The sequence below is a fragment of the Methylobacterium planeticum genome, from assembly GCF_008806345.1.
GTDB classification, from domain to species: Bacteria; Pseudomonadota; Alphaproteobacteria; order Rhizobiales; family Beijerinckiaceae; genus Methylobacterium; species Methylobacterium planeticum.
Genome location: NZ_VZZJ01000003.1, coordinates 169,221 through 191,917, shown reverse-complemented (window position 1 = coordinate 191,917; position 22,697 = coordinate 169,221). Strand labels below are relative to the sequence as shown.

Annotated in this window: 22 protein-coding genes; 10 read left to right on the top strand and 12 right to left on the bottom strand. The window is 68.3% G+C overall.

The window, feature by feature from the left end; all coding sequences use genetic code 11:
* Positions 1-3 precede the first annotated feature (3 nt).
* The 9 genes from F6X51_RS04640 to F6X51_RS04600 all read right to left on the bottom strand — a co-directional run bounded on the left by F6X51_RS04640 (position 4) and on the right by F6X51_RS04600 (position 6,127).
* Positions 4-765 carry an ABC transporter permease gene (locus F6X51_RS04640; RefSeq protein WP_150962050.1) on the bottom strand — a complete coding sequence of 254 codons (762 nt, stop codon included), beginning with the start codon at positions 763-765 and terminating at the stop codon, positions 4-6.
* The gene (locus F6X51_RS04635; protein WP_150962049.1) at positions 762-1,685 is read right to left on the bottom strand and encodes an ABC transporter ATP-binding protein; all 924 of its coding nucleotides are present in this window, start codon (positions 1,683-1,685) and stop codon (positions 762-764) included. Before F6X51_RS04635 ends, F6X51_RS04640 begins: the two co-directional genes overlap by 4 nt.
* Positions 1,686-1,784: 99 nt before the next feature.
* Positions 1,785-2,270 (bottom strand): F0F1 ATP synthase subunit B family protein, encoded by a 486-nt coding sequence (locus tag F6X51_RS04630; protein WP_191970023.1) that lies wholly within the window; start codon positions 2,268-2,270, stop codon positions 1,785-1,787.
* 19 nt (positions 2,271-2,289) lie between these two features.
* Positions 2,290-2,871, bottom strand: coding sequence for a F0F1 ATP synthase subunit B family protein (locus F6X51_RS04625; protein ID WP_150962047.1), 582 nt, complete (start codon positions 2,869-2,871; stop codon positions 2,290-2,292).
* 123 nt (positions 2,872-2,994) lie between these two features.
* Positions 2,995-3,222, bottom strand: coding sequence for a F0F1 ATP synthase subunit C (locus tag F6X51_RS04620; RefSeq protein ID WP_007566773.1), 228 nt, complete (start codon positions 3,220-3,222; stop codon positions 2,995-2,997).
* A gap of 60 nt (positions 3,223-3,282) precedes the next feature.
* Positions 3,283-4,038 (bottom strand): F0F1 ATP synthase subunit A, encoded by a 756-nt coding sequence (locus F6X51_RS04615; protein ID WP_150962046.1) that lies wholly within the window; start codon positions 4,036-4,038, stop codon positions 3,283-3,285.
* A 79-nt stretch (positions 4,039-4,117) separates the two neighbouring features.
* Positions 4,118-4,498, bottom strand: coding sequence for an AtpZ/AtpI family protein (locus F6X51_RS04610; protein ID WP_150962045.1), 381 nt, complete (start codon positions 4,496-4,498; stop codon positions 4,118-4,120).
* A 275-nt stretch (positions 4,499-4,773) separates the two neighbouring features.
* Positions 4,774-5,427: a DsbA family protein gene (locus F6X51_RS04605; protein WP_150962044.1), complete on the bottom strand. Its 654-nt coding sequence runs from the start codon at positions 5,425-5,427 to the stop codon at positions 4,774-4,776.
* A gap of 214 nt (positions 5,428-5,641) precedes the next feature.
* Positions 5,642-6,127 carry a DUF721 domain-containing protein gene (locus F6X51_RS04600; protein WP_150962043.1) on the bottom strand — a complete coding sequence of 162 codons (486 nt, stop codon included), beginning with the start codon at positions 6,125-6,127 and terminating at the stop codon, positions 5,642-5,644.
* Between the two features lie 185 nt (positions 6,128-6,312).
* Between F6X51_RS04600 and mutY the strand changes: the two genes are divergently transcribed.
* Positions 6,313-7,620 (top strand): A/G-specific adenine glycosylase, encoded by a 1,308-nt coding sequence (gene mutY / locus F6X51_RS04595; RefSeq protein ID WP_407658444.1) that lies wholly within the window; start codon positions 6,313-6,315, stop codon positions 7,618-7,620.
* A gap of 572 nt (positions 7,621-8,192) precedes the next feature.
* On the opposite strand, the gene F6X51_RS04590 is transcribed toward mutY, so the two are convergent.
* On the bottom strand, positions 8,193-9,383 hold the full coding sequence (locus F6X51_RS04590) for a site-specific DNA-methyltransferase (protein ID WP_150962041.1): 1,191 nt from the start codon (positions 9,381-9,383) through the stop codon (positions 8,193-8,195).
* Between the two features lie 628 nt (positions 9,384-10,011).
* On the opposite strand from F6X51_RS04590, the gene F6X51_RS04585 reads away from it, so the two are divergent.
* The 7 genes from F6X51_RS04585 to F6X51_RS04555 all read left to right on the top strand — a co-directional run bounded on the left by F6X51_RS04585 (position 10,012) and on the right by F6X51_RS04555 (position 17,667).
* On the top strand, positions 10,012-10,359 hold the full coding sequence (locus F6X51_RS04585) for a septal ring lytic transglycosylase RlpA family protein (RefSeq protein WP_150962040.1): 348 nt from the start codon (positions 10,012-10,014) through the stop codon (positions 10,357-10,359).
* 80 nt (positions 10,360-10,439) lie between these two features.
* Positions 10,440-10,754, top strand: coding sequence for a polyhydroxyalkanoic acid system family protein (locus F6X51_RS04580; RefSeq protein ID WP_150962039.1), 315 nt, complete (start codon positions 10,440-10,442; stop codon positions 10,752-10,754).
* A 74-nt stretch (positions 10,755-10,828) separates the two neighbouring features.
* On the top strand, positions 10,829-11,047 hold the full coding sequence (locus tag F6X51_RS28470; protein ID WP_150962038.1) for a hypothetical protein: 219 nt from the start codon (positions 10,829-10,831) through the stop codon (positions 11,045-11,047).
* 78 nt (positions 11,048-11,125) lie between these two features.
* The gene (locus F6X51_RS04570; RefSeq protein WP_150962037.1) at positions 11,126-12,946 is read left to right on the top strand and encodes an ABC-F family ATP-binding cassette domain-containing protein; all 1,821 of its coding nucleotides are present in this window, start codon (positions 11,126-11,128) and stop codon (positions 12,944-12,946) included.
* Between the two features lie 434 nt (positions 12,947-13,380).
* Positions 13,381-15,048: a porin gene (locus tag F6X51_RS04565; protein ID WP_150962036.1), complete on the top strand. Its 1,668-nt coding sequence runs from the start codon at positions 13,381-13,383 to the stop codon at positions 15,046-15,048.
* A 338-nt stretch (positions 15,049-15,386) separates the two neighbouring features.
* A complete protein-coding gene (locus F6X51_RS04560) occupies positions 15,387-17,204 on the top strand; it encodes an OmpA family protein (RefSeq protein ID WP_246696621.1) in 1,818 nt (605 codons plus the stop codon).
* A 166-nt stretch (positions 17,205-17,370) separates the two neighbouring features.
* Positions 17,371-17,667 (top strand): hypothetical protein, encoded by a 297-nt coding sequence (locus F6X51_RS04555; protein ID WP_150962035.1) that lies wholly within the window; start codon positions 17,371-17,373, stop codon positions 17,665-17,667.
* Here the strand turns inward: F6X51_RS04555 and F6X51_RS04550 are convergent.
* A complete protein-coding gene (locus F6X51_RS04550) occupies positions 17,664-19,943 on the bottom strand; it encodes a lytic transglycosylase domain-containing protein (RefSeq protein WP_150962034.1) in 2,280 nt (759 codons plus the stop codon). The genes F6X51_RS04555 and F6X51_RS04550 overlap by 4 nt on opposite strands.
* Before the next feature lie 182 nt (positions 19,944-20,125).
* Between F6X51_RS04550 and dapA the strand changes: the two genes are divergently transcribed.
* Positions 20,126-21,025 (top strand): 4-hydroxy-tetrahydrodipicolinate synthase, encoded by a 900-nt coding sequence (gene dapA, locus F6X51_RS04545; protein ID WP_150962033.1) that lies wholly within the window; start codon positions 20,126-20,128, stop codon positions 21,023-21,025.
* An 85-nt stretch (positions 21,026-21,110) separates the two neighbouring features.
* Positions 21,111-21,584 (top strand): SsrA-binding protein SmpB, encoded by a 474-nt coding sequence (gene smpB, locus F6X51_RS04540; RefSeq protein ID WP_150962032.1) that lies wholly within the window; start codon positions 21,111-21,113, stop codon positions 21,582-21,584.
* Positions 21,585-21,820: 236 nt separating this feature from the next.
* Here smpB and F6X51_RS04535 read toward each other — a convergent pair whose 3' ends face one another.
* The gene (locus F6X51_RS04535) at positions 21,821-22,486 is read right to left on the bottom strand and encodes a LabA-like NYN domain-containing protein (RefSeq protein WP_150962031.1); all 666 of its coding nucleotides are present in this window, start codon (positions 22,484-22,486) and stop codon (positions 21,821-21,823) included.
* Positions 22,487-22,697: the final 211 nt, after the last annotated feature.

The following is a 22,697-nucleotide window of genomic DNA, read 5'->3' as shown; positions in this document are numbered from 1 at the left end:
GCCTCAGCTCTTCAGCCGGTAGCCGGTGCGGAAGATCCAGGTCACGAGGCCGAGGCAGACCGTCAGGAACAGGCAGGTCATGCCGAGGCTGATGCCGAGGCTGACATCGGCCTTGCCGAAGAAGCTCCAGCGGAAGCCGCTGATCAGGTAGACCACCGGGTTGAACAGGCTCAGGGCCCGCCAGAAGGGCGGCAGCATGTCGATGGCGTAGAAGCTGCCGCCCAGGAAGGTCAGGGGCGTGACGATGAGGAGCGGCACAAGCTGCAGCTTCTCGAAGCCGTCCGCCCACAGGCCGATGACGAAGCCGAACAGGCTGAAGGTGACGGCGGTGAGGAGCAGGAAGGCCAGCATCCAGACGGGATGCTCGATGCGCAGGGGCACGAACAGCGCCGCGGTGGCCAGGATGATCAGCCCGATCAGGATCGATTTCGAGGCCGCCGCCCCGACATAGCCGAGCACCACCTCGAGGGGCGAGATCGGGGCGGACAGGATCTCGTAGATCGTGCCGGCGAAGCGCGGGAAGTAGATGCCGAAGGAGGCGTTGGCGATGCTCTGCGTCAGGAGCGAGAGCATGATCAGCCCCGGCACGATGAACAGGCCGTAGGGCACGCCGTCGACCGCGGTCACCCGCGAGCCGATGGCCGCGCCGAAGACCACGAAGTAGAGCGAGGTCGAGATGACCGGCGCCAGGATGCTCTGCATCGCCGTGCGCCAGAATCGCGCCATCTCGAAGCCGTAGATGGCGCCGACCGCCTGCCAGTTCATGCGCGCTCCTTGACGAGGTCGACGAAGATGTCTTCGAGCGAGCTCTGGCTGGTCCGCAGGTCGCTGAACCGGATGCCCGCCGTGGAGAGCGCGGTCAGCAGCCCGGTGATCCCGGTGCGCTCGCCCTTGGTGTCGTAGGTGTAGATCAGCTCGTGCCCGTCGCCCGCGAGTTCGAGGCCGTGCTCGGCGAGCGCCGGCGGGACCTCGGCGAGGGGCGCCTGGAGCTGCAGGGAGAGCTGCTTGCGCCCGAGCTTGCGCATCAGCTCGGCTTTGCCCTCGACCAGGATGATCTGCCCGCGCCGGATCACCCCGATCCGGTCGGCCATCTCCTCGGCCTCCTCGATGTAGTGGGTCGTCAGGATGACGGTGACGCCCTGGTCGCGCAGGCGGCGCACGAGGCGCCACATGTCCTGGCGCAAAGCCACGTCGACGCCCGCGGTCGGCTCGTCGAGGAACAGGATCTGGGGCTCGTGGCTCAGCGCCTTGGCGATCAGCACCCGCCGCTTCATGCCCCCCGACAGCGCCATGATGCGGCTGTCGCGCTTCTCCCAGAGGGACAGGTCGCGCAGCACCCGCTCGATATGGGCGGGGTCCTTGCGCAGGCCGAACAGGCCGCGGGTGAAGCTCACCGTGTTCCAGACCGTCTCGAAGGCGTCGGTCGTCAGCTCCTGCGGCACGAGGCCGATCCGGCGCCGGGCGGCCCGGTAATCGCCCAGGATGTCGTGCCCGTCCGCCGTCACCGTGCCGGCGCTCGGCGTGACGATGCCGCAGACGATGTTGATCAGCGTCGACTTGCCGGCGCCGTTCGGGCCGAGCAGCGCGAAGATCTCGCCGCGCTCGATCGTGAGGGTCACGTCTTTGAGGGCGACGAGACCCGATGCGTAGACCTTCGACAGGTTCGAGATCGCGATGATCGCCACGGGATCGGCCTCGCTGCGGGGGAGGGCGGGTCGGCCTCGAACCGGCCCGAAAGAAAAAAGCCGCCCGGAGGCGGCTTTCGTCGGTTCCGGCCCCGGGGGTCAGGCCCGCAGGCGGTTCCGGACCTCGCCGAGGCTGAGCCGGACGAGGTCCTGGGCGGCCTCGCCCTGCATCCGCTCGCGCAGGATGGTCTCGGAGACCCGGACCGCCGCGTCGGCGGCGGCGGCGCGGACCTGGGCGGTGGCCTGCGCCTCGGCCTGGGCGATCTTGGTCTCGGCCGCCCTGGTCCGGCGGGCGATGAAGTCGTTCAGGCGGGCATGGCCCTCCTCGGCGGCCCGCTCGGCCTCCTCGCGGGCGCCGGCCACGATCCCCTCGGCCTCGCGCTCGGCCTCGGTGCGGCGGCGCTTGTAATCGGCCAGCACGGCGGCGGCCTCCTCGCGCAGGCGGCGCGCCTCGTCGAGCTCGGCCCGGACGCGCTTGGCGCGGCCGTCGAGGCCCTTGGTCATCAGGCCGAAGCCGCCGACCTTCCAGACGATCGCCATGAAGACCACGAAGGCGACCGCGACCCAGAACTCAGCTGTCAGCAACATGTGCGTCGCTCCCGTATCAGTGCGCGGTGACGGCGCGGTCGAGGGCCCGGTCGAGGACGGCCTGGTCCGGGGCCTGTCCGGTCAGGCGCTCGACGATGGCGGAGGCGGTCTCGCCCGCGATGCCGCGGACATTGCCCATCGCCTCGGTGGTGCGCGTCCGGATGGTGGCCTCGGCGGCGGCGAGCTTCTGGTTCAGCTCGGCCTCGAGGGTCTTGCGCCGGGTCTCGGCCTCGGCCGCGAGGGTGTTGCGGGTGCCCTGGGCGATGTCGCGGGCCTTGGCCTGCGCGTCGCTCAGCGACTTCTCGTAGGCCGCGCCCGCGGCGTCGGCCTCGGCCTTCATGCGCTGCGCCTCGTCGAGGTCCGACGACAGGCGGTTCGAGCGCTCGTGCAGGATGGCCTGGATGCGCGGCAGCGCGACCTTGTCCATCAGGTAGTAGAGCAGGCCGAAGGCGAGCGCGAGCCAGATCAGCTGCGACAGGAAGGTGTGCGTCTCGAAGGGCGGAAAGGCGGCGCCGTGCGGCGCGGGATGCTCGGTGTGAGCGCCCAATTGCGTGTCGGAGCTGGGCGAGGGATGCGTGAGGGGGTTTGGCTGCGCCATGGCCTCGTCCGTGATCTTGCAACACGTGATCTTGGAAAAAACGAGCGCTCCGCGTGTTCGGAGCGCTCTCCCTCGGCTGGCCGGCCCCCGCGGCGGGGCCGCGGAGGCTGCTGGTCCGACGTCTCAGACGGCGAAGAGCAGGAGCAGCGCGATCAGCAGCGAGAAGATGCCGAGCGCTTCCGTCAGGGCGAAGCCCAGGAGCAGCGTCGCGCGCTGGCCGTCGGCCGCGGAGGGGTTGCGAAGGGCGCCGGCGAGGAACTGACCGAAGAGGTTGCCGAGACCGATACCCGCACCAGCCATGCCGAGGCAGGCGAGGCCGGCGCCGATGTACTTCGCAGCGACGGGATCCATGAGTAACTCCTGATAGGTTTTGAAGAACGAGAGTTCGTTTTCGGCGGGAGGAGCCGACCGTCAGTGGCCGGGGTGAAGGGCGTCGTTCAGGTAGATCGCGGTCAACGTCGCGAAGACGTAGGCCTGCAGGGCCGCCACGAGGAACTCGAGGGCCGTCAGCGCGATCGTGAGGGCAAGCGGGAGGGGCGATAGCACGCTCCAGGCCCCTGCGGAAAGCAGGGCGGCGACGAAGAACGCGAAGATCTTCATCGCGATGTGGCCCGCCAGCACGTTGGCGAAGAGACGGACCGAGAGGCTGATCGGCCGCGACACGAAGGAGATGATCTCGATCGGCACGAGGATCGCCAGCAGGGGCTTGGGCACGCCCGACGGCACGAACAGGCCGAAGAAGTGGGTGCCGTGCGTCATCACCCCGTAGCCGATGACGACGCCGATCACGAGGGCGGCGAGCCCGAAGGTGATGATCAGGTGGCTCGTCACCGCGAAAGCGTAGGGGATCATCCCGAACAGGTTCAGGATCAGCACGAACATGAACAGGGAGAACACCAGCGGCATGAACTTGCGGCCGCCGTCGCCGGTCGCCTGGTGCAGCGTGTCGGCGATGAACTCGTAGAAGATCTCGGCGAGGGACTGCATCCGCCCCGGCACCACCGAGCGGCTCGCGGTGGCCACGATGGTGATCAGCGCGATCACCCCGACGGCGGCGAACATGTACAGCGCCGATTGCGTGAAGGCGATCTCCTGGCTGCCGATGTGCCCGAGGGACACGAGCGGCTTCAGCTCGAACTGGTGGATCGGGTCTACATTGACCGCCATGCCCGCTTCCGTCCCTTGCCTGTCTCCGGGCGCCCCCGGGGATCATCCCGCGGCGGCCACCCGTGAAGCCCTTCGTCGCTCACGATCCCTTGCGGTCGTCCGGCCCGGAGCGCGGTCCGCTGAAGCCAGAGGCGCGCATCACGTTGTAGACGCCCGTCACGAAGCCCAGCATCAGGAATACGATCATCCCCCAGGGTTTCGTCCCGAGGAAACGATCGAAGATCCAGCCGAGGATGCCCCCTGCGATCACGCCCGCGATGAACTCCGTGGAGAGTTGCATCGCGCGCCCGAGCGGGGATGGCCCATCGGACGACCCGGAGCGCGACGAAGGACCGGGAGAGGCCGAGGGCCGCTTCCGTTCAATCTGCGTCTCGAGACGTTTGAGCCTCGCGGAGAGATCGCTGTCCGGTGCCGCTCCCCGTCCCGTGTCGCCCTCGTCCTTTGCGTCGTTGCCGCTCACGGCGATAACTCACATTGGCGAGAGCGAGAGGAACCGGCTGGAACGCCCCTTCAAGCGCGGCGCACCATAGTTTCGCCCACCTTGGGTGTCAAGGCGAGCTCAGGGCGATTTAAGTCTTTGAGATCTCAGACTTATTGCAGTCTTCGCCGAACCTTGCCGAAACCGCCGCGCCGCGCGGCCCGCGGGGGATCCCGCCGGGTGTCCCGCGGGCCGCGCTGCGCCGATGGTGCGGCCGGCCGGGCGCCCCGGAGGGGCCGGCGGACCGGCCGGAAGGGTCAGGCGCCGAGGATCGGCTTGATCACCTTCTCCATGCCCTCGATCGAGATCTCGCCCTTGTAGCGCTCGCCGTTGATGAAGAAGGTCGGGGTGGAATCGACCTTGAAGGTGTCGAGCCCCCGCTGCTTCACGGCGTTCACGGCGTTGTAGATCTTCTGGTCCTTGAGGCAGGCCTCGAACTTGTCCTTCGAGTAGCCGGCCTGGCGCAGCATCTGCTCCAGGGCGTCGACGGGGGATTGGGGCTTCTGCACGAAGGCCCAGGCGGCCTGCTGGTCGAAGAGCAGGTCCGTGATCGGGTAGTACTTCGCGTCCCCGTCGCAGCGCGCCAGCATGAAGGCGGCGGTGGCCAGGGGGTCGAGGGGGAACTCGCGCAGGGTGAAGCGCACCTTGCCGGTATCGATGTAGCGCGCCTTCAACTCGGGCCAGGTCTGGCGGTGGAAGGCCGCGCAGTGCGAGCAGGTCATCGAGGCGTACTCGATGATCGTGACCTTGGCGTCCTTCGGGCCGAGCCAGACGTCGCCGAGGGGGCCGGGCTGCAGCAGCGCGGCCACGTTCTCGCTCTGCGCGAAGGCCGGGAGCGAGAGCTTCGGCAGGATGATGGCCGCGCCGAGCGCAAGGCCGGTCGCTTTGATGGCGTCGCGCCGGGTGATCATGATCGTGACGGGCTCCGGTGGCAGTTGATCCGTGGATATAGGGCTGCGGTAGAATCTCGGGCAGATCGTGGCAAGACGCGTCCCGGCAAGACGCGTCCCGGCAAGACGCGTCCCGGCAAGACGCCCGTCATCCCCGAGCCTCGCCGATCGGGCGCCGACACCGGTCGCGCCGAGGGGGAGCGGGGCCCCGGGCGGCACGGCGCCGCGCCGTGTCTCAGCGCTTCGGCCCCGCGGCGACGACCGCCGTGCCGAGCCGGTCGAGGGCGTCGCGCAGGGCCTCGTCGCCGATGGCGGAGACCGCGAGGGCGACCTCGCCCCGCCGGACCGGGTCGATGGCGGCGGCCGGCGCGCGCCGGCCGCCGCGGTCGATCCGGCCCTGCTGCATCACGATTTTGCCGATGCAGGCCCAGCCGTAATGGGCGTTGATGCGCTCGATCACCACGGGGGCGAGGTGCTGCAGCTCGAGGGCGAACACGCCCTCGACCCGGACCACCAGGGTGCCGGAGTCCGGGCGCCCGTCCTCGTCCCGGCGGCGGCGGCGCGGCCATTCGAGCTTCGAGGGCTGGCAGTGGCGGGCGAGGCGCGGGCCGACGATGTCGGGCCACGCCGCCAGGATGTCGGTCGAGGCGAAGCCCTGCGCGGCGAAGGCCGGGCCGATGCAGGCTTCGAGGAGCTCGGCCAGCGGTTTGACGCGCGCCATGGGGTTTCTGGGCCTCGGTGTGATCGGCCTCGGTGTGATCGGCCTTGGTGTGATCGGCCTGGGTCTGATCGGCCTCGGGACCGCCGGGGCGCGATGATACGCCAAGCCGGGCCGCGACGGGAGCGCTTTGATCGGGCCGCCCGCCCGGCTATGCACGGGACCGCATGTCAGCGCCCGATGCGACGATTCCGGGGCCTCGGGCCGCCGACCTCCTGTGCTGGTACGACCGGCACCGCCGGGTGCTGCCCTGGCGCGCCCCGGCGGGGGAGCGGCCCGACCCGTACCGGGTCTGGCTCTCCGAGGTGATGCTGCAGCAGACCACGATCGCGGCGGTGAAGCCCTATTTCCACCGCTTCCTCGAACGCTTCCCCGACGTGGAGGCCCTGGCGGAGGCCCCCGAGGAGGCCGTGATGGCGGCCTGGGCGGGGCTCGGCTACTACTCGCGGGCGCGCAACCTCCACGCCTGCGCCCGGGCCGTCGCGGCGGCGGGGCGCTTCCCCGACACCGCGGACGGCTTGCGCAAGCTGCCGGGCATCGGCGCCTACACGGCGGGCGCCATCGCGGCCATCGCCTTCGACCGGCAGGAGGCGGCGGTCGACGGCAATGTCGAGCGGGTGGTGACCCGGCTGTTCGCGATCGAGACCCCGCTCCCCGCCGCCCGCCCCGAGATCCGGCGCCTGACCCAGGCCCTCGTGCCGGCGGCGCGGCCCGGCGACTTCGCCCAGGCGGTGATGGATCTCGGCGCCACGATCTGCACGCCCAAGCGCCCGGCCTGCGCCCTCTGCCCCTGGCTCTCCCCCTGCCGGGCGCGGGCGCTCGGGCTGCAGGAGAGCTTCCCCCGCAAGCTGAAGGCCGTGAAGGGGAGCTTGCGCCGAGGCGCCGCCTTCGTGGTGGTGCGCAGCGGCGACGAGGCGGTCCTGCTGCGCACCCGCCCGGCGACGGGCCTGCTCGGGGCCATGGCCGAGCCGCCGATGAGCGCGTGGGAGCCCGATTACGACCCGGCCCGGGCGCTCCTCGACGCGCCCCTCGACGCCCGCTGGAAGCGCCTGCCCGGCCTCGTGCGGCACGGCTTCACGCATTTCCCCCTGGAGCTCACGGTGTTCCTGGCCCGGGTCGCCCTGGCGACGCGCCCCCCGGAGGGCATGCGCTTCACGCCCCGGCGCGACCTCGCGGACGAACCGCTGCCCGGGGTGATGAAGAAGGTCCTGGCCCACGCCTTCGACCCGCCGGCCGAGCCGGCGCCGGCGCGGGCGGTCAAGCTCCGGCGCGAGCCCGCGCCCGCGCCCCTCCTCGCCGCCGCGGAGGCGTCCGTGCCCGCCCCCGTGCCGGCGCCCAGCATCCGCTCGGTGCCCAAGCCCGGGCCCCGCCCGTCCGCCCGGCCCGCGGGCGCGGACCCGGATTTCGAGGATGCGCCGATGGAGGCGGAGGCGCCCGCCCGGCCGGCGCCCCGCGCGAAGCCCGCGCGGGGCCGGCCCCGCGCGGCGAAGCGCTGATCGGGTCTCCGCTCGATCGAAGCGGCGGCCGCATCCGCGATCGCGCCCGGGCTCCGCCGGATCCGGCATCGGACCCGGCGCGGGCGGCACGACGCCCCCCCTGTCTCGTGCGGGAGCGGGCCGGGGCGAGGGATGCGCGTTGTCCGGATGCGTCGCAGCCCTCACCGTTCCGCTCACGCGGATTCGACCTCTCCCGAACGGGAGAGGTGGGGCGGGCCGCCGTCCGGAGTGAGTCGTGGTCCTGTGATGACGCGGGTGGCGCGACGCGCCCCCTCTCCCGTGCGGGAGAGGGTTGGGGTGAGGGGTGCGCGCTCTCCGGAGAGGTCGCACCCCTCACCCGGTCGGCTGGCGCCGACGCGACCTCTCCCGGACGGGAGAGGTGGGGCGGGCCGCCGTCCGGAGTGAGTCGTGGTCCTGTGATGGCGTGGGTGGCGCGACGCGCTCCCTCTCCCGTGCGGGAGAGGGTTGGGGTGAGGGGTGCGCGCTCTCCGGAGAGGTCGCACCCCTCGCCGGTCGGCTGTCGTGGAGGAGATCCCGCGCGAAAAATCCGCTGAGGCCCGCCCAGGTGCCGGTCAGGCGGCGGAGCCCATCTGGGTGCGCATCTTGGCCCGGAAGGTGTCGATGACGACGCGCTGGCCGTTTCGCTCCGCGTGCCAGAAATCCCAGCCGTTGCAGGCGGGCAGGCCCTGGACCAGGGCGCCGATCTTGTGGATCGAGCCGCTGACCGGGCCGACCATGACGGTGCCGTCCGGCCGCACCACCGCCTTGAAGCGGCCGCGGGCGTCGCTGAGCGTCTCGCCGGCCCGGACATGCCCGGCCTCGATCACGCTGAGGAAGGGCACCCGCGGCTCGGCCCGCTTGGCCGGCGCCAGGGCGAGGGTCGCCTGCGACAGGGGCTCGACCGCGTCGATCCGCCGGCGGGCCGCCGCCGCGTAGACGCTCTCCCGCTCGATGCCGATGAAGCGCCGGCCGAGGCGCTTGGCCACGGCCCCGGTGGTGCCGGTGCCGAAGAACGGGTCGAGCACCACGTCGCCGGGATTGGTGGCCGAGAGCAGTGTGCGGGCGAGGAGCGCCTCCGGCTTCTGGGTCGGGTGGACCTTGTGGCCGGCGGCGTCCTTCAGGCGCTCGTCCCCGGTGCAGAGGGGGATGAACCAGTCGGACCGCATCTGCAGGTCCTCGTTGCCGCCCTTCAGGGCCTCGTAGTGGAAGGTGTACTTCGCGCTCGGGTCGCGGGAGGCCCAGATCAGGGTCTCGTGCGCGTTGGTGAAGCGCTTGCCGCGGAAGTTCGGCATCGGGTTGGCCTTGCGCCAGACGATGTCGTTGAGGATCCAGAAGCCAAGATCCTGCAGCGCGCTGCCGACCCGGAAGATGTTGTGGTAGGACCCGATCACCCACAGGGAGGCGTTCGGCTTCATCACCCGGCGGCAGGCCGTGAGCCAGGCCCGGGTGAAGCTGTCGTACTGCGCGAGGCTGGAGAACTTGTCCCAGTCGTCGTCGACGGCGTCGACGCGGCTCTGGTCGGGGCGCAGCAGCGCGCCCTCGCCGAGCTGGAGGTTGTAGGGCGGGTCGGCGAAGACGCAATCGACGCTGGCCGCCGGCAGGCCGTCCATCGCGGCGATGCAGTCGCCGATCAGGATCTCATCGAGGGGAAGACGCTGGACGGCGGGTACGAGACCCATCCGTGGCGCCGACGCGAGCCGCCCGGGACGCGAGACTTGTTTCCGGGCGGCGGCGCCGGCGACCACGGTACGCGGGGAGGCCATGGCAAACACCGGTTACGCGACTGACCAGGGGACCATGGGGCCGTTAGGGTAAAGGTCGGGTTGCGGAGTTCGACGCAATGCGTCTCGATTTGGGGCTGCAGTTTTTGCCGAGTGGCCGGCGCGTTGCTGGGCCTGAACCGGATCGTCCCGGGTTTCAACGCTTGACGCCCCGCGCGACTGCTTCCGACATCAGGGGTCGGTCGGATTCTCAAGCCTGCCCGCGGGGGCTGCGGCGCGGCCGGGCCGCGATGGGGCCGCGAGGCGGAACAAATCCACGCGCCTGGCGGGCCCGCGTCCGGGGCGTTCCGCGCGGGCGTCATATGATTTGTTCCATCGCTGAGCGGGAGGCAGGGCTTCGCTGAGCGCAGATCTGGCCCCGCGCCGGACAGCTTCCGCGCGGCGCTCCGATCACTTCGGGATGAAGTCGTGCGATGTATCGAGGATCGCCTCCCAAGAGGAGCGCATGAATTCAAATCTATCGCGATACTTCGCCGAAACCATGCGTGGCCGGCGACGGGAATTAGCCTGAGGCGTCGCGTTTCGGGTCGCGAAGAGCCGGTCTCATTTTGGCCGTCATCGGCTTCATTTTCCGCGGCCATCGCCAACAACGAAGGGAATGCGAATGCACATGACGCCTGTTCGTGGGTCCGCAGCTGTCATCCTGGGTCTTGTCGTCTCCCTCGCCGCCCAAATTCCGGCCAAGGCACAAAACGGAGCCGCCTCCTGGTATGGCAGCGGGCACCGGACCGCGAATGGTGAGCGCTTCAATCCGAACGGAATGACGGCCGCTCATCGCAGCCTGCCGTTCGGCACGCGGGTCCGCGTCGAGAACAAGCAGACCGGCCGCTCGGTGGTGGTGCGCATCAACGATCGCGGGCCCTTCGTCCGCGGCCGCATCATCGACCTGTCCCGCGGCTCGGCGCGCGCGCTCGGCATGGGCGGCACGAGCTACGTCTCGCTGCACGTCATCGATTGAGCATCCCGCCGGCTGGCGTTGCCTGAGCCGCCGGCCGGCACCATCTGGAGGCGCGCAGCACGAAGGATGGTTCTTCTCGAATGGCTAAGCCCCTGATCGTCGAAATTCCGCACGAACTCGGTCGCGACGAGGCGCGGCGCCGGATCGAGACCGGCGTCGAGCAGGGGCGAGCCCTGTTGGCCAAGAGCGGCGTCACCATCGGCAACCTCGCCTGGACCGGGGATCGCCTCGACTTTGCCCTCGCGGCGCTGACGCAGAGCGTGGATGGTCAGATCGACGTCGGGCCTGAGAGTGTGCGCGTCGAGGTTCGCCTCCCGCTCCTCCTCGCGCTCTTCGCGGAGAAGATCCGCAAATCCCTGGGCAAGGAAGGCAATCTCCTCCTCACCAAGAAGTAGGCAGCGGCGGAACCGGCCCACGACGGGGTCGTTGCCGACGACACACAAAGCCGTCACCCGGAGGAGCAACCGCCATGTCGAACCCAGGCCCGATCCCGGAAGCTCCGGTTCCCGACACGCCCTACGAGCCGCCCCAGGTGCCGCAGCCGAGCCCAGGCCCCGAAATACCCGGTGAGACCCCGACGGAAGCACCTGGCGGGCGCCCTGCCGAGATACCGATCAACGATCCGGGGACCTCGCCGCAGATCACGCCGGATCCTTCGCCCACCGGCCCCGCCAACCCAACAGCCTGAAGCCGAGCTTGCTGACTGGCGCGTTTGGCCTGAAGCGGGGATTTGTTTGCGGGCACGGGCGCTGTCATAAGCCCGCCCATGGCCGCACCCCCGCTTCTCACCCTTCAAGGCGTCGCGCTCACCTTCGGCGGTACGCCGCTGATCGAGCACGCCGACCTCGCGATCTCACCCGGTGAGCGGACCTCCCTGGTCGGCCGCAATGGCTCGGGCAAGTCCACCCTCATGCGCATTGCCGCCAGTCTGGTCGAGCCCGACCGCGGCGTCCGCTTCCTCCAGCCCGGTACGACGATCCGGTATCTTGCCCAGGAGCCCGATTTCTCCGGCTTCGAGACGACGCTCGGCTTCGTCGAGGCCGGTTTGGCACCGGGCGACGATCACCACCGCGCCCGTTATCTCCTGGAGAGCCTCGGTCTCACGGGCTCCGAGGACCCGGCTCGTCTCTCCGGCGGCGAGGGGCGCCGCGCCGCCTTGGCACAGGCCCTCGCACCCGAACCCGATATCCTGCTCCTCGACGAGCCGACCAACCATCTCGATCTGCCCGCGATCGAGTGGCTCGAGAGCGAACTGAAGGGGACGCGCGCGGCACTCGTGCTGATCAGTCACGATCGCCGTTTCCTCTCGGCACTCTCCCGCACCACGGTCTGGCTCGACCGTGGTGTCACCCGCCGGATCGAGCAGGGCTTCTCGACCTTCGAGGCTTGGCGCGACGCGTTCTTCGAGGAGGAAGAGCGCGACCGGCACAAGCTCGACCGAAAGATTGCGGCCGAGGAAGATTGGCTGCGCTATGGCGTGACCGCGCGCCGGAAGCGCAATGTCCGGCGTCTCGGCAATCTGCACAACCTGCGCAAGGAGCGGCGTGAGGATCGCCGCCCGGTCGGCACGGTCAGCATGACATCGACCGAGGCCGAATCCTCCGGCGCCCTCGTGGTGGAGGCGCGCGGTGTCTCCAAGTCCTACGGGGAGCGCCGCATCGTCGATGGCGTTTCGCTGCGGATCATGCGAGGAGACCGTCTCGGCATCGTCGGTGCGAACGGCACCGGCAAGACGACCCTCGTCAACCTCCTGACGGGCAAGCTGGAGCCGGATGAAGGCAGCGTGCAACTCGGCACCAATCTGAAGATGATGCTGCTCGATCAAGCGCGCGCCGTCCTCGAGCCGAGCCAGACCGTGACGGAGGTTCTCACCGGCGGGCGCGGCGACACCGTGACGGTGGGTAACCAGTCCCGCCACGTCATCGGATACCTCAAGGACTTCCTGTTCGCCCCCGAGCAGGCACGCACGCCCGTGAGCGTCCTCTCGGGCGGAGAGCGCAATCGCCTCCTCATCGCGCGCGCTTTGGCCCAGCCCGCCAACCTCCTCGTCCTCGACGAACCGACGAACGATCTCGATCTCGAGACGCTTGACCTGCTTCAGGAGATGCTAGGAGAATATTCCGGTACCCTGATCCTCGTCAGCCACGACCGCGACTTCCTCGACCGCGTCGTCGGCAGCGTGCTGGTCAGCGAGGGAGAGGGACGCTGGGTCGAGTACGCTGGCGGGTACACCGACATGGTCACGCAGCGCGGCCAGGGCGTGCAGGCGCGATCGGCGCCCGGCTCGGCCAGGCCCGAACCGCGCGAGAAGAACCCGGCGGTAAACCCAACCTCGGCCGCGACGGCCCGGACCAAGCTCGGGTTCAAGGAGCAGCATGAGTTGAAGACCCTGCCGGCGCGGATCGCGAAGCTCGAGACGGCGATCGCGCAGCTCCGCGAGATCCTCACGGATCCGTCTCTCTACGCGCGCGATCCCGGGCGTTTCGAGAAAGCGTCCGCGATGCTGGCCGAGGCGGAGGCCGGACTTGCGGCTGCGGAAGATCGTTGGCTGGCTCTCGAGATGCTGCGCGAGGCGCAGGATGCGTGAGAGCTCAGTCTAGGTCGATCCGAGCCCAGGCAGGGTTCACACTGGGTTTGGCGACAGCGCATTGTGCAATTGCGTGGCATTCGATCACACGCAACCACGCAAACACGCCACATCTTAATTTTCGCTGCGCGGAAGCGATCGAATTGGGCAGGATGCCCCCAATTTAAACGTTGCGAGCCTGCAACAGCCTCGTGCAAAGGCGATTTGTGACCGATCTGAGTCACGAAAGCGTGTTGCCCGCCGGGGGGGGCTCACTCATGGTGGATCAGAGACAGGGAGAAACATCCCTTCTCAAGGTTTGGCCAGTGCCCATGCGGGGAGGGCCCTACCTCCAAGGGATACAAGGATTGTGGCGCGAGATCCCCTCGAACGAAGAGGTCAGCGCCGCGCAAAAGTCCGGTCCCACGGGTCTCGAAACTTTTGGAGGTTTCACAATGAAGCTCGTGAAGAGCCTACTTCTGGGTTCGGTGGCGGGGATGACCGTCGTCGCGGGAGCACAGGCCGCTGACCTTCCCGTCAAGAAAGCGATCCCGGTCGAGTATGTCCGCGTCTGCTCGGCCTACGGCGCCGGCTTCTTCTACATCCCGGGCACCGACACCTGCCTGCGCGTCTCCGGCCGCGCTCGTCTCGAAGTGGGATATCTGAACAGTTACAACCGGAACACGACGACCGGCGACACCACACAGTACCGCGGCCTCGCCCGCTTCAACCTCGACGCCCGGACGCAGACCGCCTACGGCACGCTCCGCGCCTTCACGCGTCTCGAGGTGGCGAGCCGCACCGGTCAGCACATGACCTCGGGCACGCAGCAGCGCTACGGCAACGCCTTCCCGGCGCTCGGCCCCGACACGTTCGGCCGCGCCCAGCAATACGTGAACGTCGACAAGGCCTTCGTGCAGTTCGCCGGCCTCACCGCCGGCCGTGCCTCCTCGTTCTTCGACTTCTACGCCCACGACTTCGAAATCATCGCCCTCTCGGGCGGCTCGGACACGCCCTCCACGAACCTCCTCGCCTACACGGCGAAGTTCGGCGAGGGCTGGTCGGCCACGATCTCGATGGAAGACCCGACCTTCCGCTTCCAGCCGATCTTCGCGGGCTACGCGGCAAATGCCGGCGGCATCAATAGCGTCGTCAACGTTGCGCCTGGCGGAACCGCCGGCAATTCCGGCTTCAACATCTTCGCGAATGCGACGGCCTTCTCACCGATCTACATCACCAACGCGGCCGGCGTGCCGGTCGCCCTCGCGAATTTCGACGTCACGCAGAAGAATCGGACGCCCGACTTCGTCGGCGCGCTGCGCTACGACGCGGCCTGGGGGTCGTTCCAGCTCTCGGCAGCAGTACACGAGGTGGGGATCGGCAGCGCTCTGAACCTGACGGGCGTCAACGGCGGTGCCGCGCCGCTTGTCGCGAACGTGGCGCGTCCGAGCAACGTCTACGGCTGGGCCGTGCAGGGTGGCGTGAAGCTGAATCTGCCTTTCATCGCTCCAGGCGACACCCTCTACCTGCAGGGCGCCTACGCCGATGGCGCCATGTCCTACTCGGGCTTCAACTCGACGGTTGCGGGGGAGTTGATCGCCTCCTCGATCATCCCGATCGTCGGCGGTGTCCAGCCCTACATGAGCGACGCCGTTCTCAACCCGGCGACGGGCCGCCTCGAGACGTCGCAGAGCTGGACGGTCACGGCCTCCTACCTGCATTACTGGACACCCGAGTGGCGCTCGGCCTTCTTCGGCTCCTACGGCGAGGCCTATCAGCCGCAGGGTGCGCGCACCCAGCTCGCGCGCATCGGCTTCGCTGGCATCCCGAACATCGGTCCGGGCACCGCGACGGCCTTCAACCAGCTCGCCTTCAGCAACATCCTGCGTGACACGAATATCTCCTACGCGGGTGCGAGCTTGATCTGGTCGCCGGTGAAGGATCTCGATATCGGCGCGGAAGGCGCGTACCTGCGCTACGGCGTCAACAACGGCCGCATCGCGGACGGCAATCGCCCGGGTTTCACCGCAGCCGGTGCCACGACGGTGGCTGGCGTCCCGGTCCGGACGGTGTCCTCGACGGACGGTTTCTACGCTCGCTTCCGCGTGCAGCGCGACTTCTAGGACGCTCGACCGGCTTCGACGAGCCGGCCACGCGGTCGCCTAGCCTGACAATGCATCGAGACCCCGGCCCAACGGCCGGGGTTTTCTTTTCTCGGCGCCCGTGCCGCGCTTTCGTCCGTGGCCTTCAAGATGCCGCGAAGATTCGCTGAAATCGGTCCGTTCCTGCGGTTTTTCGTTTGTCGAGACCCGTCGTGCCGTCGTTCCGCTTGCAACGTCTTCGTCAGCATCGAGCCAGCTGGCTCCTGGGGCTTCCGGTTCTCACCGTGATCTGGGGGGCGACGACATACTTGGGCGCGCCTCGTCTCGAGCGCTCCCTCGTTACTGCCGCCGACCGGGTCGTGGAGACGACGGGCGCCGTCGGGACCGAACCCTGGCTTCGCGTTGAAACCCGGGGGCGCGACCTCATCGCGAAGGGAGAAGCACCCGCTGCCGAGGCGCGCGCCAGCGCCCTCGAACGGCTCGCCGATGTGGCGGGCGTGCGTCGGGTCGTCTCCAGCATCGGGATCGTGGAAGAGGTTTCCCCCTTTGCCTGGATCGCGACCCGTTCGACCGGAGACCAGATCGCCCTGACCGGCAGCCGTCCCGTCGAGATCGGGCGTGCGACGCTGGCGGGCAGCCTCAAGGCCGATCTCCCCGAGGCGGTGAGCCTGACCGACGAATCCAAGGCTGCCCGGGGCGCGCCGCCAGATTTCCTCGCCGCCGCACATTTCGCGGTTGCACGCCTGCGCCTCCTCGCGCGTGGAGCCGTCGCGACCGTGAAGGACACCACATTGTCCTTCGAAGGTGAGGCGGTCGGTGTCGCGGAATATGACGCGTTGCGCACCGCCCTCGCCAACCCGCCTCTCGGCTTCAGCATCGGACACGCCGATATCCTGCCTCCGACAGTTCCGGATTTTCACTTCGGGATCGAGCGAGGACGTGCGGGCGGTCTGGTTCTGACGGGCTACGTCACCTCCGAGTCGGAGCGGGCACGGGTCCGCGCTCTCGCCACTGAGGCTGCCGACGGCGCCTTCGTCGATGACCGCATGCGGACCGCGCGCGGCCTTCCCGCCAGCGTTGATGGCGCCGCCCTGGCTCGCTTCGCGTTCGCGGTGGTGGCGCTCCTTCAGGAGGGAGCGGTCGAGTTTGACAAGGACGCTCTCGGTGTTTCCGGATATGCCCTCGATGCTCAGGCCGTGGGAGAGGTCGACGCGCTGATCCGAGATCAGCGACCGGCTGGCGTTGCGGCGCGGCCCGTCGCCTTGAATGTCCGGCCGCTCTCGCCCTACCGTGTCGCGATTCGACGCGAGGCGGAGAGCGTTACGCTCACAGGCCATCTGCCGGACGTCGCGGCGCGCGAGCGCCTGCTGATCGCCCTCCGGCCGCGCTTCTTCCGCGAGCGTATCATCGACAAGACCCGCCTCGCCGCGGGGGCACCGGATGGCCTCGTGCGCGCATTTGAGGTCGCGATACCGAATCTCGCCACGCTGGCATCCGGAGACTTGTCGGCGAACGATCGCCGTCTCGTGCTCACGGGCGAGAGCCTCTACCCGGCGAGCGCCAGCCGCATCGACGCGACTCTGCCCGGGATGATGCCCCCGGGCTGGACCGCGCTGGCGCGCGTGCAGGCCCGCAATCCGACCGAGCGTCGCGATGCCGAGACCTGTCGGTCCCGGTTCGAGGTGGATACGGCCGCCCGCCATCTGCGGTTCGAGCCTGGCACCACCACGATCAGACCCGATTTCTATCCAGTGCTGGATAACCTTGCGGTGCTCGCCAAAGCCTGTCCCGACCTACGCGTCACGGTGACGGGGCATGTGGACCCGACACCGCCACCGAATGCGGTCAAGCCGCCGGCTCCCGCAGCCTCTGCGCCGGAGCCCGCGCCCGTGACAAAGTCTGCCCCGCCGCAGGCCGCGAAGGAGCCTCCGAAGTCCGTGAAGGAATCCGGAAAGGACGCCGCGAAGCCCGCGAGCAAATCCTCGAAAGCCGCGAGCGCATCGAAGCCCGACGACAAGGCGCGGGAGGACGAGCCCCCACCTGATCTGCCGCGGCTCCGGGCGCTCGTCATCGTCGAGTACCTGCTCCAGGCCGGTGTCGCGCCGGATCAGATCACCGCCGTAGCGCCCGAGGTCTCGGATGCGAAGCGATCCGAGATGAGCTTCGCGCTTCGCTGATCACCCGAAACTTCGACTGAAGCCTAGGATCGCTTCCGGTCTTGATCGAGACGGGACACGAATTGGGTGCTTGCCTCAACGCGGAGATGGCGGCAGGAGCAGCCAGCGACGCCTGCGCTCCCCATCGACGACCTCGTGACTTCCTCGCCAAGAAGAAATTCTGTCCGTGACCGCATTGCTGTCAGCTCTCTGGCCCGGCCTTGCCGGGGCGCTCCTCCTCGGTCTTGCCATCGGCGGCGTCATGGGCTTGCCGGACCGGCGCGTCGTTCCCCTCGGACTTCTCGGTGCCGCGCTCCTGCTGGCAGGCCTCGCGCAATCGGGTATCCTGTCCGGCCTCATCGGGTTTTCCGTCGAGGCGGCGGCCCTGATTCTGCCCGTCTACCTCGTCGGCTGCCTGAGCAGCGCTCTCCTGTTGAAGAGCTTGGGGAAGTACCCGTCGCGGAGCGCCGGGGCTGATCGCTAACGGGCTCCCCGGTGTAGGTCGCCCTCGATCAGGAGCGCGCTCTTGCCATCGAGCCGCGTGCGATAGACCTGCAGATTCTCCATCACGCGCTGCACGTAATTGCGCGTCTCGGTGAAGGGAATCCGCTCGACCCAATCGACTGGATCGACCTCGCCCTTGCGTGGATCACCGTAGGCATCGATCCACTTCTTCACGTTGCCACCGCCCGCATTGTAGGAGGCGAAGGCGAGGATGTAGGAGCCACGCCAATCCTCCATCAACTCGCCGAGGTGGGCTTGGCCGAGGCGGGCATTGTAGGCCGGATCACTGGTCAGGCGGTCCTGATCGTAGGCGGCGCTGACCCGGCGAGCCGTCCGCTGGGCGGTGGCCGGCATCATCTGCATCAGGCCGCGGGCACCGACGCCCGATTGCGCGCGTGGATCGAACTGACTTTCCTGCCGGGCGATCGCGAACACCATCGCCTTCTCCACCAGCGGCACGGCCGAGAACGCCTCGTAGCTCGGGATACCGATTGTCGGATAGGCGTGTGCATCGAGAGGCAGTCCGCGCTGCACGGCGAGCTTGCCGATGGCCACGAGGGCGCGCGGGTCCTTCATCTCGACGGCGAGGTCGCCGAGCGCCTGCAGGTCGCTCGGGTCCGTGAGCCTCTGCGCGGTATCGATGTAGAGCGGAAGCGCGAGTTCCTTGAGCGAGGCCGCGCCGAGGAGGCGCAGGGCTCGGATGCAGAGCCGGTCTTCGAAGGCCGCCCGCGCCGTAACATCGAGGTCGGTCGGTGCACGAAGCGGGAGGCTGGTCTGGCCGAGCTTCGCCCGGGCGAGCTGTCCGTAATACGCGATCGGCTGTAGGGCGGCCTTCTCGTAGAAGAGCTTGGCTTGCGCAGGATCTTGCTGCGCCTCGGCGGCGCGGCCCTGCCAATAGGCCGTCCGAGCGAGTGAGATCGGCGTTTCGGCAATGCTTGCGGCCTGCGCGAAGTGGCGCGCCGCCGTTGTGGGATCATTGCCGAAGCGCAGCGCGATCCAACCCGCATGGAACTCGGCCTCGATCCGCTTTTCCACCGTGCGGGCGCTGTGTCCGCCGGCCACGCCGTAGGCAGCCTTGGCATCCCCGAGATCGAGGAGCTTGCGGGCGACGATCCGGCGCTCGACCCACCACTCGTCCCCATCGACGAGAACATCGGGGTTGGTCGGCGCGGTGGCGAGCATCGCGGCCGCCTCGGTGGGCTTGTCGGCGCGGCGCAGATACTGCGCCCGGGACAGGATGTAGGATGCGTCGTTTCGCAGGGACGGCGGCACGGCGTTGAGGGCTGCCAGAGCGCCCGAGCTCTTGTCCTCGACGGCCCGGCGTGCCCGCACGAGGCTCACGTAGGCGCCGCCCGCGTAGCCGGCGGCACGACCCGCCGCTTCCCAATCCTCCTTCAGGAGGGCGCGCTCCATGCGGTAACGATGATCGACCCGCGTCAGCACGCCCGGAAAGGCATCGAGCACCTTCCCCTCGAGCGACCGGCCGAACGTCTCCTCGCGCCACAACTCGCGCACGAGGACCGCCGCATCCGCATCGAGGGACTCCGTCTTGAACGCGAGAGCAAGTGCGAACTTGCCCGGCGCGCTCGAGGGCTTCGCCGTCGCGAAGAATGCGCGCACCACGGCCGGGCTCTTGCGCTCCGTGAGCAGCGCCTCCTCGGCCCGGCGCCGCAGGAGCGGGCCCGCCGGCCAGGCCGGGTTCGCGCGGGTGAAGGCGACCGTGCGCTCGAAGCCGATGCCGGCGCCGGCGCGGATCGCGATCCATTCCAGGAGCATCCGCGGCGCCGGGTCGGTGAAGCTGTCGCGCAGGCGGTCTCCGTCCGCGACCTTGCCCTTCCGGTAGAGATCGATCGCCTGCCGCAGGAGGGTGACGTCGGTATCCCCCGCCCGTGCTGCGCGGTTCGGATCCGGCACCTCCGGCACTGGCGCTGCCGGCGTCACGCCGGCATCGGGCAGCGGGAAGGCGATCGGTGCATCAGGGTCGGCCGAGGCGTAGGCCGCGGCGGCTGGTACCATCTTGCCCGGTTCCGTTGCCTTCGCCTCGACGCGCAGGGCGTCCGCTGCGGCCGGGTCGAGGATAGGCTGCGCATCCTGAACCTGCTGCGAGGGCGCGACCGCGTCGCTCGCGGGGGGCGTCGGCTGCGAGGCTGCCTCGCCCCCCTCGACGCCAGCGCGGGCCGCGAGCACGGTGAGGGTCACGCTGGCCGTGAGAGCGAAGGCCAGGGACGAGAGGCGCGAGCGTGTGAGAGAGGCCATGGCTCCGATCAGTCCCCGACGAGAGCGGACAGGGCACAGGCTCGCTCCGGCCCCCTAAAGAAGTCATTAACCGCGTTCGCAGAGCGTTTGCGCAGGCGTGGCGGAAGGCCTATGTCTGCGCCGCCGCATGAAGCGGGAGGCCGGGTATCCGGCGCAGGAAACGACCGGCCGGGAACGCCAGGATGACCGATACGAACGCTCGACGCCTGAGGGGCTCGATGACCGCCCTCGCGACCCCGTTCCGCGAAGGCGCCTTCGACGAAGCGGCCTTCCGGTCCTTCGTGAGCTGGCAGATCGATCAAGGAACTCACGGCCTCGTGCCCGTTGGCACGACCGGCGAGACGCCGACCCTCAGCCATTCCGAGCACGATCGTGTTGTCGAGGTCTGCATCGACGAGGCGGGCGGCCGTGTGCCTGTCGTGGCCGGTGCCGGCTCCAACTCGACCGCGGAGGCCGTTGAGCGCGCGCGTCATGCGGAGAAGGCCGGGGCGGACGCGGTCCTCATCGTCACGCCCTACTACAACAAGCCGACGCAGGCAGGACTGTACGCGCACTTCAAGGCGGTCAACGACGCTATCGGCATCCCGATCATCATCTACAACATCCCCGGCCGCTCAGTTGTCGACATGAGCGTCGACACGATGAAGCGCCTGTTCGAACTCAAGAACATCGCCGGCGTGAAGGACGCCACGGCCAAGCTCGACCGTGTCAGCCTGCAGCGCCAAGCCATGGGAGAAGACTTCGTCCAGCTTTCTGGCGAAGATGCGACGGCGCTCGGCTTCAATGCCCATGGCGGTTGCGGCTGCATCTCGGTGGTGTCGAACGTGGCACCGCGGCTCTGCGCCGATCTGCAGGAGGCCACGCTGGGCGGGGACTATGCCAAGGCCTTGCAGATTCAGGACAAGCTGCTGCCGCTCCACACCAGTCTGTTCCTCGAGACGAACCCCTCACCCGTGAAGTACGCGCTGGCAAAGCTCGGCCATATGTCGGAAGACGTACGCCTGCCGCTACTCCCGGTCGGCGACGAGACCCGTCGCATCGTCGATGCCGCGCTTCGCCATGCCGGGCTGCTCGAGGTCTGAGCGGTCGGATCTCGCGGAGAGCGGATCGACGCCCCATATGAACGCGCTCGGCCGCACGATGCGGCCCACCTGACCCTGCGATGAGATGGCTCCGAAACCTGATCCCGCCCGCCGCGTCGTGGCCGACAACCGTGCCGCGCGCTTCCATTACGCGATCCTGGAAACCCTTGAGGCCGGCATCTCGCTGACCGGCACCGAGGTGAAATCCCTGCGCAATGGCAAGGCGACGATCGGCGAAGCCTATGCGGGGGCCTCCGGTAACGACCTAATGCTGTTCAACGCCTACATCCCCGAATACTTGGAGGCGAACCGCTTCAATCACGACACGAAGCGGCCGCGCCGGCTGCTCCTGCATCGCCGCCAGATCGACAAGCTCATCGGCGCGACGCAGCGGCAGGGCTACACGGTGGTTCCGCTGAAGATCTACTTCAACGATCAAGGGCGCGCGAAGGTTGAACTCGGCCTCGGCAAGGGTAAGCAGCTCCACGACAAGCGCGAGACGTCGAAGCAGAGAGACTGGGAGCGTGATCGCGCACGCCTGCTTCGCGATCGGGGCTGATCTCCGTCGAGACGCGGCAAGACGATTATCCTGAGCGGAGCGTCTGCAGAGAATCTGAGTTCGAAAAATTGTCCGCGGGCACGCGGGTTCTCACCGAAGATGACGCGGCCGCTCGTCCGTCGACCGATTCCCATCTGAAACGATCGCGTCGCCATGAAAGCGGTCGATCCGGGCACCCGCAGAACCGCAGCTTTGCTGCGGATCCGGCGAGATCCGTGGATGAGTCGATCCAAGAACTATTTTTCGGCGGGTTCGTCCACCGTTGCCGCTTGCCGGATGCCGTACCGGGTTTCCAAGCCGGGATTGGCCCGGGCCGGGCGGTCCGCGAGGTCCCGGGCGGGGCGGCCGTTCTCTCCGGCCGGACGGCCCGAGCGCTCGCCCGGATCGCGGCCAACCTTGCCGATGAGGTGCACGAGATCCAGAAATTCGTCGGCTTGCCGGCGCAGGTCATCCGCGATCATCGCGGGCTGGGTCTGGATCGTGGAGACGACGGTCACCTTGACGCCGCGCCGCTGCATCGCCTCGACCAGAGACCTGAAATCTCCATCGCCGGAGAACAGCACCATGTGCTCGATATACGGAGCCAGTTCGAGGGCATCGATCGCGAGTTCGATGTCCATGTTGCCCTTGAACTTGCGACGCCCCATCGAGTCTGTGAATTCCTTCACAGGCTTCGTCACGACGCGGTAGCCATTGTAGTCGAGCCAATCAATCAGCGGTCGAATGGAGGAATATTCCTGGTCCTCGATCATGGCTGTGTAGTAGAAAGCGCGGATCAGATTGTCTCGACTCTGAAATTCCTTCAACAATCGCTTGTAGTCAATATCGAAACCGAGCGCCTTCGTAGTCGCATAAAGATTTGCACCGTCGATAAACAGGGCGCTGCGCTGCAATGTGCTCATGGCACGATCCAACTATCAATGAGGGTAACGAGTGGAGCGGGCGGTAGAACTGCGTTCAAGCAGCTCGAACAACAAATATTGCTAAATTAATGGAATTCGAAATTTGAGCGAATGCGACGGCAACGCCGCACATTACGATCTCCAGATAAAAACCTTCCACTGCAATCGGGGCACGCTCGGCGCTTCAATGAAAACAGTTTTGCATTAACAA

What these genes read in the sequence shown, in the direction of transcription:
- F6X51_RS04605 (WP_150962044.1), bottom strand. Translation starts at nt 5,427, where the DNA reads ATGATCACCCGGCGCGACGCCATCAAAGCGACCGGCCTTGCGCTCGGC.
- F6X51_RS04625 (WP_150962047.1), bottom strand. Translation starts at nt 2,871, where the DNA reads ATGGCGCAGCCAAACCCCCTCACGCATCCCTCGCCCAGCTCCGACACG.
- F6X51_RS04565 (WP_150962036.1), top strand. Translation starts at nt 13,381, where the DNA reads ATGAAGCTCGTGAAGAGCCTACTTCTGGGTTCGGTGGCGGGGATGACC.
- F6X51_RS04585 (WP_150962040.1), top strand. Translation starts at nt 10,012, where the DNA reads ATGACGCCTGTTCGTGGGTCCGCAGCTGTCATCCTGGGTCTTGTCGTC.
- F6X51_RS04580 (WP_150962039.1), top strand. Translation starts at nt 10,440, where the DNA reads ATGGCTAAGCCCCTGATCGTCGAAATTCCGCACGAACTCGGTCGCGAC.
- F6X51_RS04590 (WP_150962041.1), bottom strand. Translation starts at nt 9,383, where the DNA reads ATGGCCTCCCCGCGTACCGTGGTCGCCGGCGCCGCCGCCCGGAAACAA.
- F6X51_RS04615 (WP_150962046.1), bottom strand. Translation starts at nt 4,038, where the DNA reads ATGGCGGTCAATGTAGACCCGATCCACCAGTTCGAGCTGAAGCCGCTC.
- F6X51_RS04620 (WP_007566773.1), bottom strand. Translation starts at nt 3,222, where the DNA reads ATGGATCCCGTCGCTGCGAAGTACATCGGCGCCGGCCTCGCCTGCCTC.
- smpB (WP_150962032.1), top strand. Translation starts at nt 21,111, where the DNA reads ATGGCTCCGAAACCTGATCCCGCCCGCCGCGTCGTGGCCGACAACCGT.
- dapA (WP_150962033.1), top strand. Translation starts at nt 20,126, where the DNA reads ATGACCGATACGAACGCTCGACGCCTGAGGGGCTCGATGACCGCCCTC.
- F6X51_RS04570 (WP_150962037.1), top strand. Translation starts at nt 11,126, where the DNA reads ATGGCCGCACCCCCGCTTCTCACCCTTCAAGGCGTCGCGCTCACCTTC.
- F6X51_RS04550 (WP_150962034.1), bottom strand. Translation starts at nt 19,943, where the DNA reads ATGGCCTCTCTCACACGCTCGCGCCTCTCGTCCCTGGCCTTCGCTCTC.
- F6X51_RS04600 (WP_150962043.1), bottom strand. Translation starts at nt 6,127, where the DNA reads ATGGCGCGCGTCAAACCGCTGGCCGAGCTCCTCGAAGCCTGCATCGGC.
- F6X51_RS28470 (WP_150962038.1), top strand. Translation starts at nt 10,829, where the DNA reads ATGTCGAACCCAGGCCCGATCCCGGAAGCTCCGGTTCCCGACACGCCC.
- F6X51_RS04640 (WP_150962050.1), bottom strand. Translation starts at nt 765, where the DNA reads ATGAACTGGCAGGCGGTCGGCGCCATCTACGGCTTCGAGATGGCGCGA.
- F6X51_RS04535 (WP_150962031.1), bottom strand. Translation starts at nt 22,486, where the DNA reads ATGAGCACATTGCAGCGCAGCGCCCTGTTTATCGACGGTGCAAATCTT.